This window comes from Xanthobacter cornucopiae, from assembly GCF_043195065.2.
Lineage (GTDB): Bacteria > Pseudomonadota > Alphaproteobacteria > Rhizobiales > Xanthobacteraceae > Xanthobacter.
Genome location: NZ_CM195531.1, coordinates 190,626 through 204,584, shown reverse-complemented (window position 1 = coordinate 204,584; position 13,959 = coordinate 190,626). Strand labels below are relative to the sequence as shown.

Annotated in this window: 11 protein-coding genes and 1 pseudogene; 6 read left to right on the top strand and 6 right to left on the bottom strand. The window is 69.9% G+C overall.

Translation table 11 applies throughout. The features are described 5' to 3' along the window. The first annotated feature begins 81 nt into the window (after positions 1-81). Positions 82-903 (top strand): enoyl-CoA hydratase, encoded by an 822-nt coding sequence (locus tag V5F53_RS00865; RefSeq protein ID WP_393995892.1) that lies wholly within the window; start codon positions 82-84, stop codon positions 901-903. Positions 904-1,018: 115 nt separating this feature from the next. Continuing rightward, positions 1,019-2,503, top strand: coding sequence for a hypothetical protein (locus tag V5F53_RS00860; RefSeq protein WP_393995891.1), 1,485 nt, complete (start codon positions 1,019-1,021; stop codon positions 2,501-2,503). 9 nt (positions 2,504-2,512) lie between these two features. Here V5F53_RS00860 and V5F53_RS00855 read toward each other — a convergent pair whose 3' ends face one another. Then, positions 2,513-2,734, bottom strand: coding sequence for a DUF2842 domain-containing protein (locus tag V5F53_RS00855; RefSeq protein WP_393995890.1), 222 nt, complete (start codon positions 2,732-2,734; stop codon positions 2,513-2,515). Between the two features lie 122 nt (positions 2,735-2,856). On the opposite strand from V5F53_RS00855, the gene V5F53_RS00850 reads away from it, so the two are divergent. Beyond that, on the top strand, positions 2,857-4,023 hold the full coding sequence (locus tag V5F53_RS00850) for a COX15/CtaA family protein (RefSeq protein WP_393995889.1): 1,167 nt from the start codon (positions 2,857-2,859) through the stop codon (positions 4,021-4,023). Here the strand turns inward: V5F53_RS00850 and V5F53_RS00845 are convergent. Together V5F53_RS00845 and V5F53_RS00840 are read right to left on the bottom strand one after the other, a co-directional pair. Continuing rightward, positions 3,980-4,678, bottom strand: coding sequence for an LrgB family protein (locus tag V5F53_RS00845; protein ID WP_393995954.1), 699 nt, complete (start codon positions 4,676-4,678; stop codon positions 3,980-3,982). The two genes, V5F53_RS00850 and V5F53_RS00845, sit on opposite strands and share 44 nt — an antisense overlap. Positions 4,679-4,694: 16 nt before the next feature. Next, entirely contained in the window at positions 4,695-5,141 is a 447-nt protein-coding gene (locus V5F53_RS00840) for a CidA/LrgA family protein (protein ID WP_393995888.1), read from the bottom strand. Positions 5,142-5,238: 97 nt separating this feature from the next. Here V5F53_RS00840 and V5F53_RS00835 point away from each other — a divergent pair. Next, positions 5,239-6,096 (top strand): annotated as a pseudogene (locus V5F53_RS00835) (LysR family transcriptional regulator); the annotation flags it as partial. Positions 6,097-6,407: 311 nt separating this feature from the next. Here the strand turns inward: V5F53_RS00835 and greA are convergent. After that, a complete protein-coding gene (greA, locus tag V5F53_RS00830; RefSeq protein WP_393995887.1) occupies positions 6,408-6,881 on the bottom strand; it encodes a transcription elongation factor GreA in 474 nt (157 codons plus the stop codon). A 349-nt stretch (positions 6,882-7,230) separates the two neighbouring features. Next, positions 7,231-10,596, bottom strand: a complete 3,366-nt coding sequence (gene carB / locus V5F53_RS00825) for a carbamoyl-phosphate synthase large subunit (RefSeq protein WP_393995886.1) — start codon at positions 10,594-10,596, stop codon at positions 7,231-7,233. 319 nt (positions 10,597-10,915) lie between these two features. Here carB and V5F53_RS00820 point away from each other — a divergent pair, with 319 nt between their 5' ends. Then, positions 10,916-11,359, top strand: coding sequence for a GtrA family protein (locus tag V5F53_RS00820; protein WP_393995885.1), 444 nt, complete (start codon positions 10,916-10,918; stop codon positions 11,357-11,359). Here the strand turns inward: V5F53_RS00820 and V5F53_RS00815 are convergent, their stop codons facing one another. Then, a complete protein-coding gene (locus V5F53_RS00815; protein ID WP_393995884.1) occupies positions 11,360-12,070 on the bottom strand; it encodes a hypothetical protein in 711 nt (236 codons plus the stop codon). It abuts the gene before it with no gap. Between the two features lie 242 nt (positions 12,071-12,312). On the opposite strand from V5F53_RS00815, the gene V5F53_RS00810 reads away from it, so the two are divergent. Continuing rightward, positions 12,313-13,785, top strand: a complete 1,473-nt coding sequence (locus V5F53_RS00810; protein ID WP_393995883.1) for an MFS transporter — start codon at positions 12,313-12,315, stop codon at positions 13,783-13,785. Positions 13,786-13,959: the final 174 nt, after the last annotated feature.

The following is a 13,959-nucleotide window of genomic DNA, read 5'->3' as shown; positions in this document are numbered from 1 at the left end:
GTGGGTCGCGCCGCGTTTCGGCTTGTGCATAGAATGCCGCCGCACAAGATCAAGCCGCCAGCCGTCCCGGGAGGATCGCCCATGTCCGCGCACGCCGCCACCGCCACGCCGCCCGACGCCCTCCTGAGGATCGAGCGGGCAGAGGGCGTCGCCACCCTCACCCTGGCACGCCCTCGCTCGCGCAACAGCCTGTCCGAGGCCATGATGGCCGCGCTCGCCTCGGCGCTGGCCGACATCGGCGCCGACGAGGGCGTGCGCGCGGTGGTGCTGGCGGCGGAGGGCCCTGTGTTCAGCGCCGGCCACGACCTCAAGGAGATCCAGGGCCATCGCGGCGACGCCGATCGCGGACGGGCCTATTTCGAGGAGGTCCTGAAGCGCTGCTCGGCGCTCATGACCGCCATCGTGCGCCTGCCCCAGCCGGTCATCGCCGCGGTGGAGGGCATGGCCACCGCCGCCGGTTGCCAGCTGGTGGCGAGCTGCGACCTGGCCGTGGCCGGCGCCGAGGCCCGGTTCTGCACCCCGGGGGTCAATATCGGCCTGTTCTGCCACACCCCCATGGTGGCGCTCAGCCGCAACCTGTCGCGCAAGCACGCCCTGGAAATGCTGCTGCTGGGGGAATGGACCCTGGCCGACGACGCCCTGCGCATGGGGTTGGTGAACCGGGTGGTGGACACTGGCGCGGCCCTGGCGGAGGCCACCGGGCTCGCCCGGCGAATCGCGGAAAAGTCCCGCGTGCCGGTGAAGCTCGGCAAGGCCGCCTTCTATGCGCAGCTGGAGATGGGGCTGGACGACGCCTATGCCTACGCGGCACGGGTGATGACGCAGAACATGCTGGCGCACGACGCGGACGAAGGCATTTCCGCGGTTCTCGGCAAGCGCGCCCCCAGCTGGGAGGACCGCTGAGGGCGATCGCCCCCAATCCTGACGACGTCTTTAACCTTCTCTCAACCATAACCGGGTTCTGCTGCGGTCTGGAAGCCGCTCCAGGACGGGGCGGCGAGAGCGGGGCCCGCGGCGCATGACATCGAATGTCGCCGAGATCGGATTGGCAGCGGACGCCGCCACCCCGGCGCGCGTGCGCCGCCTTGGCGGCTTCGGCGCGGGGGCGGCGGCGCTCGCAGCCCTGGCCCTCGTGAGCGCCCTGCCCCTCACCTTCACCGCCACTGCCAACCTCGCCTTCGAGGTCGCCGCCCAGCCCCCGGCAAGCGCCGTGCGCGGCATCGGCCAGGTGCTCGGCTCCCGCGCGCTGGCCCGCGACGCGCTCGAAAAGCTCACCTCCGGCGAGGTGGCGCGGCTCGCCACCGACAGCCTGTTCCCCGCCGCCGCCAGCGGCGGCCTGCCGGCCCTCGCCGGACAGGCGGCGCGGCGCGTGGCCCAGGCGGTCGCCGTGGTCCCTGTCAACGGCGGACGCGGCTTCTCCATCTCCGTTTCCGCGCCATCCCCGGCGCTGGCGGTGCGCCTCGCCGACGCCTATGTCGCCGCCGCCCTGGAACTGGACGCCCAGCCCGCCCCCGAAACCGCCGGGCGCCTGCCGGGCCTCGGCCGTGGCACAGCCACACTCGAGCCCATGCTGCCGGATCTGCCGGGCCCGCTGCCCTTCACCCTGCTGGCGGCGGCGGCGGTCTCCCTCCTCATCGGCTGGCGGCAGCAGCGCCGCAAGCCCCCGCCGGAGGGCCTGCTCGACCGCGCCGATCTGCCCCGCCAGCTCGACACCCCGCACCGCATCAGCTGGCTCGACGGCCACGACGCCCAGGGCCTCGATCTTGATGAGGCCGTGTCGCAGCTCCTGCCCCACGCCACCACCTGGGCCGAGGGGCCGACGCGGATGCGCGGCCGTCTGGTCTGCGTCACCTCCGATGGCCTGCCCGACGCGGCCGGGCGCTGCGCCCGCGCCCTCGCCCGGCGGCTCGCCGACGATGCCGGCGTGGTGCTGGTTGTGCTGGACCGGGCCGCGAGCCCCGCCGACCTCGTCGACATCGGCTGCGAGGCCGCCGACCCCGGCATCCGCGAGCTGCTGCTCGGTCGCGCCCGCTTTGGCGAGGCCCTGCACCGCGATCCCCATTCGCGCGCCCATGTGATTCCGCCCGGGCACCTGCCTCCGGGCTGGACTTCGGCCACCGGCAACGGCGCCATGGGCCCCGACGCGGCGGGGCCCGACGCCTCCGGCGCCGGCCGGCTCGGCATCCTGCTCGACGCCCTGCGGCAGACCTACGATTACGTGGTGGTGGCCAATCCGCCGCTGGCGCCCGACCACACCGGCCTCGACCCAGCGGAGCCGCTGATGGTGTGCCTGACCGCCGACACCGCCCCCGCCACGGCGGCCGTGGAAAGCTTCGACGCCTTGGCTGCCCTGCGCTTCTCGCGCATCGTCATGCTGCGTTTCGCCACCGGCGCGACCACAGCCGAGGCGGCGGAGCCCCCGCCCGTGGTGGCGCCCCCGCCGGCTCCGCCCGCCATGTCGCGGCTGGTGATGGACTTCATTCCCCTGAAGGGCGCCGCCTGAGGCCGAATCTCACCGCGCCCTGGGGCGGTCGGGCCGCTCCATCCACCAGATGAGCGCGCCGGCGGGAATGACCCAGAGCGTGCCCAGCAGCACATAGCACAGGGTCTGCGCGGCCCAATGCAGCTCGGTGACGCGGCCCTGCGCCACCACCATGGCGCCGAGAGCCCACACCACCACCAGGGCCAGCAGCAGCACCGTGCCGATGAGCTTGCGGATGCGCTGGGGCATCATCGTCCCTTTCCCCTTACGCCCGCGCCTTGTGGCGCCGGGCAGGAGCCCTCTATAACGGATCGGCCGCGAGAGCCACGCCAGAATGGCCCGGTGGCGGGGAGACACCACCAGGAGGCGCCGCGATGGAGCACGCGCCAAGAGGGCACGCGCCACAGGACCTTGCGCCACAGGACCTTGCGCCACGCGGCCTTGCGTGGGCGGCCACGCCCGGCGCCGCGACCCGCCGGGTGCGACTGTGGCTGTACGGCGTGGCGGCGCTGATTGTCATCATGGTGCTGGTGGGTGGCGCCACGCGGCTGACCGAATCGGGACTCTCCATCACCGAATGGAAGCCCATCACCGGCACCCTGCCGCCGCTCTCGCACACCGACTGGCAGGCCGAGTTCGACCGTTACAAGACCATTCCCCAATATGAGCTTCTCAACCGGGGCATGGGGCTCGATGCCTTCAAGCGCATCTATTGGTGGGAATGGACGCACCGGCTTATCGGCCGCCTCATCGGGCTCGCCTTCCTGCTGCCGTTTGCGTGGTTCGCCCTGACCGGCGCCATTCGCGGCCGACTGCTGGCGCGCTGCGCCGGCCTGTTCCTGCTCGGCGGGCTCCAGGGCGCCGTGGGTTGGTGGATGGTGGCGTCAGGACTGAGCGCGCGCACCTCCGTCAGCCAATACCGGCTCGCCGTGCACCTGACCCTCGCCTGCCTGATCCTTGCCGCCGTGGTGGCCATCGCCCGCTCGCTCCGCCACACGCCGGAGGCGCCTCCGACGCCGGCCCGGCTGCGCGCCACCGCCGCCGTGCTGGTGGCGCTGGTGCTGGCGCAGGTGTTCGCGGGCGGCCTCGTCGCCGGGCTCGACGCCGGCCTTGCCTTCAACACCTGGCCGCTCATGGACGGCCACCTGATCCCGCCGCTGGATCAGCTCGCCGCCGCCCGGCCGTGGTGGCGCAACCTGTTCGAGAACGCCCTGACCGTGCAGTTCGACCACCGCATGATCGCCTACCTGCTGTGGGGGGTGAGCCTGCTGCACGCCTGGGACGCCCGCCGGGCGGACCCGGCGGCGACGGCCGGCGCGGCGGTGCTGCTCGCCCTGGTGACGGCCCAGGCCCTATTGGGCATCGCCACCCTGCTGGCGCACGTGCCCCTGCCCCTGGCCCTCGCCCATCAGCTCGGCGCCACGCTGGTGCTGATCGCCGCCACCATCCATGCGGTGGACCTCACCCGACACCGGGGAGCACCGGGGGAGGTCGCCCTCAGCGCAGCAGGAAGGCCACCACCGGCGCCATCATCACATTGAACAGGCCCGCCAGCACCATGACGAGGCCGGCGATGGAGCCTTCCTCGCCACCGATCTGGTGGGCCCGGGCGACGCCGGCCCCGTGCGCGCCCATGCCGAACAGCGCGCCCCGTGCCAGGGCCGAGCGCAGCGGCATCACCTTCAGGATCAGCTCGCCCAGCGCTGCTCCGGCGACGCCGGTGAGGATGACGAACACCGCCGTCAGGTCCGGAATGCCGCCGATGTCGCCCGACACCGCCATGGCGAAGGGCGTCGAGGTGGAGCGCGGCATCAGGCTCAGCTGCATGGTGGAGCCGAGCCCCAGCCAGGAGGCCATGAAGAAGGCCGCGACCATGGCGATGGAGCTGCCCACCAGCACCCCCAGCAGCAGCACCGGCCAATGCCGGCGAATGACCGCCCGCTGCTCGTAGATGGGGATGGCGAACGCCACCGTGGCCGGCCCCAGCATCAGCACCAGCCAATGGGTGCCGCGGATGTATTCCGCATAACCCGCGTGCAGGCTGACGGCCACGAGGCCCACCATGATTGGAGTGAGCAGCAGCGGCGAGGTCCACCAGAAGCGCCAGCGGCGGGCGATGAAGCGCGCCACCAGATAGGCACCGATGGTCACCGCCGACCACAACAACGGCCCCTTCAGCGGCTCCAGCCGCTCCAGCAGTGGCCCGAGGGCCTCAAGCGCCGACACGGGTCGCCTCCCGGCGGGCGCGCCAGCGGTAGCACAGGTCCACGGTGAGCGCCGTGCCGCCCATGACCAGCACGGTGCCGACCAGGATCACCGCCACGATCTTGAGGCCCAGCACGCCGACGAATTCGCGGTGGTCGAGCACCGCCATCACCGCCGGCACGAAGAACAGGAGCATCTCGGCGATCAGCCAGGACGCGCCGCGCCGCACCGCCACGGGGCGGATCCAGCCGGTGGCCAGCAGCGCCAGCACCACCGCCATGCCGACGATGCCGCCCGGCAACGGCAGATGGACAAGCCGCACCAGGGCTTCGCCAAGCATCCAGAACACCGCCAGAACGGCGATCTGCAGCAGGCCCGAGCGGTGCAGCGCCGCCCGGGAATAAACGACGCCACGCCGGAACGCGCGGACGGGAACAGGCATTTTGGCAGACATGGGGGGCACCTCCAGTGCCGTCACCCAAAAGATAGTCGCCTCCACTCTATGATGAAAATGAATTGACTGAATTCATATCATTCCATATGGGAATTAAATGGAACTTCGCACGCTCAGGGCCTTCGTGGAGGTGGTGCGCCAGGGGGGCTTTTCGCAGGCCGCCAAGGTGGTGTTCGCCACCCAGCCGACCATTTCCAAGGCGGTCAAGCAGCTGGAAGACGAGCTCGGCGTGCCTCTGCTCGACCGCATCGGGCACAAGAGCGTGCTGACCGCCGCCGGCGAGATCGTCTACCGGCGGGCACTGGCCATGCTGGCGGAGCGGGATAACCTGGTGTCGGAGCTCGCCGACCTGCGCGGGCTCAGGACCGGCACCCTGCGCCTGGGCCTGCCGCCGCTTGGGGCGAGCACCCTGTTCGCGCCGCTGTTCGCCATCTACCGCGCGCGCTATCCCGGCATCGATATCCGCCTGACGGAGCAGGGCTCCAAACGGCTGGAGGAGATCGTGTTGGCCGGTGAGGTGGAGCTGGCCGCCTCGCTGCTGCCCACCTCCGAGGATTTCGATTTCCAACCGGTGCGCTGCGAGCCGCTGATGGTGGTGATGCCGAAGGACCACCCGCTTGCGGGGGCGGACAAGATCGGCATCGCGCAGCTGGCCGCCTCGCCCTTGATCCTGTTCGAACAGGGCTTCGCCCTGAACAAGGTGCTGCTGGAAGCCTGCGACCGCAACGGCTTCTCCCCTGCCATCACCGCCCGCAGCGGCCAGATCGACTTCATCGTGGAGCTGGTGGGCGCGCGCCTCGGCGTCGCCTTCCTGCCGCAGACCATCGCCACCCTGCGGCGCACGCCGGCCGTCGCCCTGGTGCTCCTGGACGAGCCCGGAACCCAATGGCACATGGCCCTGGTGTGGCGGCGCGGCGGCTATCTGTCCGGCGCCGCCCGCGCCTGGGTGGACCTCACGCGCGAGGTGTACGGCACCGCACCCGGCATGGATCCGACCGGCGCCCACATGCCCGGCCTCCCGGCGCCGGGCCTCCAGGTACCCGGCATTCAGGTACCCAGCCTCCAGACGCCCGGCGCTTCCGCACCGAACCCCGGCACGTCTGGCCGGCATGGGACAATCTCGACACCGCGTGGGCCGGAGCCGGGCCGGGACCTTGATCCCGGCCCGCCGGAGGAACCGGCCGGCTGAGCCGCAAGCGGCTCACGGCCCAGGGCGATGGGCAGGCGGACGCGCCACCTGCCGCGTCCCGCCGGGGCGGGAGGGCCTCAGGCCCAGCGCACCTCGACGATCTCGAACGACCGGGCGCCCTTGGGCGTCACCACCTCGACGGACGAGCCCTTCTTCTTGCCGATCAGGGCGCGCGCCACCGGCGAGGAAATGGAGATGCGGCCAGCCTTGGCATCCGCCTCGCTGTCGCCGACGATCTGCCACACCCGTTCTTCCTCGGTGTCTTCGTCCACCAGGGTCACGGTGGCGCCGAACTTCACCACATCGCCGGACAATTTGGAGACGTCGATCACCTCGGCCCGGGACAACTTGTCCTCAAGCTCGGCGACGCGGCCCTCGTTGAGCGACTGCAGCTCCTTGGCGGCGTGATATTCGGCATTCTCGGACAGGTCGCCGTGGGCGCGGGCCTCGGAAATCGCGGCAATGATACGCGGGCGCTCAACCTGCTGACGATGCTTCAATTCCTGCTCGAGGGCGGCATAGCCCCCGATGGTCATGGGAATCTTCTCCATGGGTCCTTTCAAGACCTCCTGAAACTGATGCGCGCACGACGCCCGGCGTCCTGTGGCCCATCACGCATGAATTTTCCCGTGCCCGCCCAACGCGGAACTTCGTGGCACGGCCCTCAGCCCTCTGCCCGCCGGTGGAGATCGGCCCGCCCCGGCCGGCTCCATGCCACCGCCCCGCCGGGCCCGAACGCCGCGGGACAGCGACGACGGTGGGGGCGGGCTCGGTCCTTCGTTCCGGCGTTTTGAACAAATGCAGGCCCCCCGTGCGGAGCAAAAAGCCGCGCATGAGCACCCGCCGACGACAAATAGGCGCGGGCGCCGCAACGCCCGCGCTGTTCACCCCGCCCGTCCGTCAGGCGGCGGAGGGCTTGCCTTGCGTCAGCGGACTGTGGCCAGCGTCAAAATAATCCTGCAGCGGGCGAACTTTCAGTTCCCCGCCCACATAGGCCTCGATCCCCTGCGCCGCAGCGACGGCACCGGACAGCGTGGTGTAATATGGCACTTTCTGCAAGAGGGCGGCGCGCCGGAGCGAGCGGCTGTCCGCAAGAGCCTGCGCGCCCTCGGTGGTGTTGAACACCAGCTGCACCTCGCCGTTCTTGATGGCGTCCACGATGTGCGGGCGGCCTTCCAGCACCTTGTTGATCTTGCTGGCGACGATGCCATGCTCCTCCAGGAAGCGCTGGGTGCCCGAGGTGGCGATGACCTTGAACCCCAGGCCCTGCAGCATCTTGATGGAGGGCAGGATGCGCGCCTTGTCCTGCTCGCGCAGGGAGACGAACACCGTCCCGGCCTTCGGCACCTTGGTGCCGCCGCCGAGCTGGCTCTTCGCAAACGCCACGCCGAAGTCGGTGTCGAGCCCCATCACCTCGCCGGTGGAGCGCATTTCCGGGCCCAGCACGGTGTCGACGCCAGGGAAGCGGGCAAACGGGAACACCGCCTCCTTGATGGCGATGTGCGCGAACTCGGGAGTCTCGAGTTCGAACCCCGCCAGCTTCTCCCCCGCCATCACCCGCGCCGCCAGCTTGGCGATGGGCAGGCCGATGACCTTGGCCACGAACGGCACCGTGCGCGAGGCGCGCGGGTTCACCTCCAGGACGTAGATGTCGTCATCCTTGATGGCGTATTGCACGTTCATGAGGCCGCCGACGCCCAGCGCCAGGGCCATGGCCGCGGTCTGCTTTTCCAGTTCGGCGAGAATCTGCGGGCTCAGCGAATAGGGCGGCAGCGAGCAGGCGCTGTCACCCGAATGGATGCCCGCCTCCTCGATGTGCTCCATGATGCCGGCGATGAACACGTCCTTGCCGTCGCACAGCGCGTCCACGTCCACCTCGATGGCGTCGGACAGGTAGCGGTCGAACAGCAGCGGGTTCTTGCCCAGGACGGTGTTGATCTGGCCGGTCTTGTCGTTGGGATAGCGCGCCTTGATCTCCTGCGGCACCAGCCCCGGCAGGGTCTCCAGGAGGTAATCGCCGAGCTGGCTTTCCTCGCGGATGATCTGCATGGCCCGGCCGCCCAGCACGTAGGACGGGCGCACCACCATGGGATAGCCCAGTTCGGAGGCCACCAGGCGCGCCTGTTCCACCGAATAGGCGATGCCGTTGGCCGGCTGGCGGATGGCGAGCCGTTCCAGCAGGTGCTTGAAGCGGTCGCGGTCCTCGGCGAGGTCGATGGCGTCGGGCGAGGTGCCCAGGATCGGCACGTTGGCCGCCTCCAGCGCCTTCGCCAGCTTCAGCGGCGTCTGGCCGCCGAACTGCACGATGACGCCCTTGACGGTGCCGTTGGCCTTCTCCCGGGCGATCAGCTCCAGCACGTCCTCGGCGGTCAGCGGCTCGAAATAGAGCCGGTCCGAGGTGTCGTAGTCGGTGGAGACGGTCTCCGGGTTGCAGTTGACCATGATCGCTTCATAGCCCGCGTCCTTCAGGGCGAAGGCCGCGTGGCAGCAGCAATAGTCGAACTCGATGCCCTGGCCGATGCGGTTCGGCCCGCCGCCCAGGATGATGACCTTTTCGCGCTCGGAGGGGCGCGACTCGTCGGCGAACGCCCCCGCGAACGGCGCCTCGTAAGTGGAATACATGTAGGCCGTGGGCGAGGCGAACTCGGCGGCGCAGGTGTCGATGCGCTTGTACACCGGGTGCACGGCGAGGGCCCGGCGCTGGGCCCGGACATCGGCTTCCGTGCGCCCGGCCAGGGTGGCGAGCCGGGCGTCGGAGAAGCCCATGGCCTTCAGCGTGCGGAACGCCTGCGGCGTCGCCGGCAAGCCGAGGCGGCGGATCTTCTGCTCGGCCTCGACGATGCCGCGAATCTCCGTGAGGAACCAGCGGTCGATCTTGCAGGCGGCGTGGATCTGCTCGTCGGAAAGGCCGAGGCGCATGGCCTGGGCCACATAGAGCAGCCGGTCCGGGGTGGGCGTGCCCAAAGCGGCGCGGATGGCGTTCTTGTCGTCGCCCTGGCCGAGCCCCTCGATCTCGATGTCGTCGAGGCCGGTCAGCCCGGTTTCCAGCGAGCGCAGCGCCTTCTGCAGCGATTCCTGGAAGGTGCGGCCGATGGCCATGGCCTCGCCCACCGACTTCATGGCGGTGGTCAGCGTCGGCTCGGCGCCGGGGAACTTCTCGAAGGCGAAGCGCGGCACCTTCGTCACCACATAGTCGATGGTCGGCTCGAAGGACGCCGGGGTCGCGCCGCCGGTGATGTCGTTCTCGATCTCGTCCAGGGTGTAGCCGACCGCGAGGCGCGCCGCGACCTTGGCGATGGGAAAACCCGTCGCCTTGGAGGCCAGCGCCGAGGAGCGCGACACCCGGGGGTTCATCTCGATGACGATCAGGCGACCGTCCTCGGGGTTGACCGCGAACTGAACGTTGGAGCCGCCGGTTTCCACCCCGATCTCGCGCAGCACCGCAAGCGATGCGTCGCGCATGATCTGGTATTCCTTGTCGGTCAGCGTCAGCGCCGGCGCCACCGTGATGGAATCGCCGGTGTGGACGCCCATCGGATCGATGTTCTCGATGGAACAGATGATGATGCAGTTGTCCGCCTTGTCGCGGACCACCTCCATCTCATACTCCTTCCAGCCGAGCACGCTCTCTTCGATCAGCACCTCGGAGGTGGGCGAAGCGTCAATGCCGCGCTCGACGATCTCGATGAACTCGGCCTTGTTGTAGGCGATGCCGCCGCCGGTGCCGCCCATGGTGAAGGACGGGCGGATGATGGCGGGCAGGCCCACCTCGTCCAGCGCCTCCAGCGCCTGGGACAAGGTCTTGATCTGGCGCGACTTGGGGGTGGCAAGACCGATCTTGGTCATGGCCTCCCGGAACAGCTCGCGATCCTCTGCCTTGTCGATGGCCTCCGCGGTGGCGCCGATCATCTCGACGTCGAAAGTCTCCAGCGTGCCCATCTTCTTCAGCGACAGCGCGCAGTTGAGCGCGGTCTGGCCGCCCATGGTGGGCAGCAGGGCGAAGCCCCTGGACCGGTCGCCGCGCTCCTTCTCGATGATCTTGGCGACGATCTCGGCGGTGATCGGCTCGATATAGGTGGCGTCCGCCATGTCCGGGTCGGTCATGATGGTCGCCGGATTCGAGTTCACCAGGACGACGCGGTATCCTTCCTCCTTCAGCGCCTTCACCGCCTGGGTGCCGGAATAATCGAACTCGCACGCCTGGCCGATGACGATCGGGCCGGCGCCGATGATGAGGATGGTTTCGAGATCTGTGCGTTTCGGCATGTCTCTCTGGCGCTCTGGCTCACCTTGGCGCCTGCGTTCGCCCTGCCACCGGAGCGAAAATCACGTCAGACGCGATGTTCGGGCGGCAAAGCACGTTCAGGCGCAAAAAAAGGGCCGCGGGTCGCGCGCCCCCAAACAGGATCAGTTCCGCTGCTTCCGGCCGAGGCGCACGCGCTCGACGAGGCTGACGGATGCGGTTCCAGCCGGCGTGACGCGCGAAAAATCGCACGTGCCGGCTCTCTGGATGGCTTCCTTAGACCATAATTTACGGCGACGGAAGACGCCTTCCCCTCTGGCGCCCGCAAAGGAGCGTTGCAAGGTGTTCACAAGTTCGGTGGCTGAGATCCGCAGGGCCGTGCGCCGCTATCGCCCCCTGGTGCTGCAGGTGGGCTCGTTCGCCTGGGTGGGCCTCCTGGCCACCGGCGCCCATTTCGCCACTCTGGCGCTGGTCGTGGAGCAGGGCCTGGCCGGTCCCGTCCTCGGCTCGGTCATGGGCTCGGTGGTGGGCGCCGTCGTGTCCTACGTCCTGAACCGGCTGTTCACCTTCGAATCGTCCCGCAGCCATGCCGGCGCCGTGCCGCGATTCGCGGTGGTGGCGCTGGGCGCGTTCGCGCTCAACGCCCTGCTCATGGAGGTTCTGGCGCAGCGGATCGGCCTCTACTACCTGGCTGCCCAGGTGGTGGCGACTGGCGTCACCCTGGTGTGGACCTTCACCGGCTACCGGGTGTGGGCCTTCGCCGACCGCTCCATCCGCCGGACCTGATCAGCGGTAGTTGATCCAGAACACGCCCACCGTTGGATTGGCGGCGCGCACCGCGGCATCGGTGGAAACCAGCCGGCGCGGACCGGACACCTTGCCCTGGGTCGCCCCGCTCACCGTCGCCGGCAACGCCAGCTGCACGCCGAGCCGGCAGCCGCCGCCGATATTGGCGAAACGCCCGTTCTGCCAGTCGGCCACCACGCCGCCGGCCTCGCCGCCAAAGCCCTGGATGCGGAACGGGCCGCCGTTGGCCTTCTCCAGGTCGGCAAGGCTGGTGCCGATACCGATGCCGTTCACGGTCCAGGCGCTCTCCTCGGTGAAGGAGATGCGGCGCGGCGAGGCCAGCGCGCCCGGGTCCTTGAACGAGATTTCCATGGCCAGGGCGGGGTCGTTGGGCAGCAGCACCACGCCCGGCGAGGTGCTGCCATCGGGCGACGTGACGGTGCCGCTGACCACATTGGACTGGCCGAAATCGGCGGCCAGGTTGAGCGCCGTGGAATTGGGCGCAAACGGGCCGGTGCACTGGAACTGGCGCGGGCCGGCGGTGGGCTTGGGCACCGAGACCACGGTCTCGGAATAATCGCCGAAGCCGTCCGTCTGCTTGACCACGGCGGTTCCCCAGCTATCCGGGGAGCCCTGGCAGGCGGCGAGCACGGCGGACGCCAGCGCCAGCAGCGCGATGGCGGACACGGAAGTGGAGCGACGCGAATACATGACAGCCTCGAGCAACCGAGTGACGCAGACAAGCCGCGCGATGCCGGTTCGGCGGATACCGAAAACCGTCTGCGCCTGTGCGGTCGCGGGGGGCGTGCGCAACCGCCGGAGCCACCCCAGTTTCACGCGCATGCGCCAAAAGGACGATAGCGGCTCCCGGCCGCGGCCGCCAGTGCCGCCCGGCGTCACAACGGTTTCACGGTAAAGAGGTTTTCCTCACGCCGATCGTCGAGGACGGCACCATGAACGAGATGCGCACTTCCCCACCCCACGCGGCCGGCCGCTCGGTCCAGGACTATATCGATGAAGCTCCGGCCTGGCCTGACGGCACTCCGGTTTCCGCCGTGCCCATGACCGCCATGCAATGGCGCATCTGGTGGCTGGCGGCGGCGGGCAAGTTCTTCGAGGGCCTCGTCGTGTTCATGACCGGCGTGGCGCTGCCGCTGATGGCGCGGGAATTCGGCATGGACGCCTTCCAGCACGGGCTGGTGAGCGCGGCGAGCCTCGCCGGTATCCTGGTGGGCGCGCTGCTGCTGGGCGGCCTCGCCGACCAGCTCGGCCGCAAGGTCATGTTCGTCGCCGAGATGCTGATCTTCATCCTGTTCCTGGCCCTGCTGTCGATCAGCCCCAGCTTCGGCTGGACCGTGGCCTTCCTGTTCGGCATGGGGGTGGCGCTCGGCTGCGACTATCCCACCGCGCACCTGGTGATTTCCGAGAGCATCCCCACCCGGGCGCGCGGACGCCTGGTGCTCGGCGCGTTCGGCTTCCAGGCCATGGGCGCCCTCATGGGCACGCTGGTGGGCTATCTGGTGCTCTCCAACATCACCGATGTGGGTGGCTGGCGGCTCATGTACGCGGTCGCCGTGGTGCCGGCGCTGGCGGTGGCGGTGGGCCGCTTCTACGTCACCGAGAGCGCCTCCTGGCTGATGGTCCACGGCCGCCACGCCGAGGCCGAGCGCGAGGCCCACCGGCTGTTGCGGCGCAAGCCCCAGTATCCCAAGGCCATCACGCTCGCCGCCGGGCACAAGGCGCATGCCAAGGGCGAGCGCCATCCGCTGGCCCTGCTGAGCCCTCACAACCGGCGCGCCACTATCCTTGCCGCCGTGCCCTGGTTCCTCCAGGACCTCGGCACCTATGGTATCGGCATCTTCACGCCCACCATCCTGGCCGCCGCGCTCGGCGTCGCCGCGTCCCACGCCCAGGACCTCACCGACCTCATCGCCGACGACATGGTGGCGGCGGAAGGGGCGGCCGCCATCGACCTGCTGCTCATCGTCGGCATCGCCGCCGCCGTGGCGCTGGCCGACCGGGTCGGCCGCATTCCGCTGCAGATCGCCGGCTTCATCGGCTGCGCCGCCGGGCTGCTGATCGCCGCCCTGTCCACCTACTACACCGACGGGCCGCGCCTCGCGCTCATCTTCGCCGGCTTCATGCTGTTCAATTTCATGACCAATCTCGGCCCCAACGCGCAGACCTACCTGCTGGCCGGCGAGGTGTTCCCCACCCATATCCGCGGCACCGGGGCGGGCTTTGCTGCCGCCTTCGCCAAGCTGGGGGCGGTGGCCACCGCCTTCCTGTTCCCCATCCTGCTGGCGCAGATCGGCACCGCCGCCCTGCTCTATGTGCTCGCCGGCACCTCGGTGCTCGGCGCGGTGGTCACCTACGCCTTCCGCATCGAGACCAAGGGCCGCCGGCTCGACGACATCGGGCTGTAAAGGATCGCCCCCGGCCCCCGTCGCCCCCGCCCGGCGGGCCGCGGCGGATCGGCTGAGCCTTCGGGAACCGCCCCGGGAGCGAAGCTGCCGCGGGCCTCAGAAGCGTCCCCCGCCGCCTCGAATGCGGATGATGGGACGTGCGGGTATGGGGACCGCCCGCCGTCCGCACGTCTC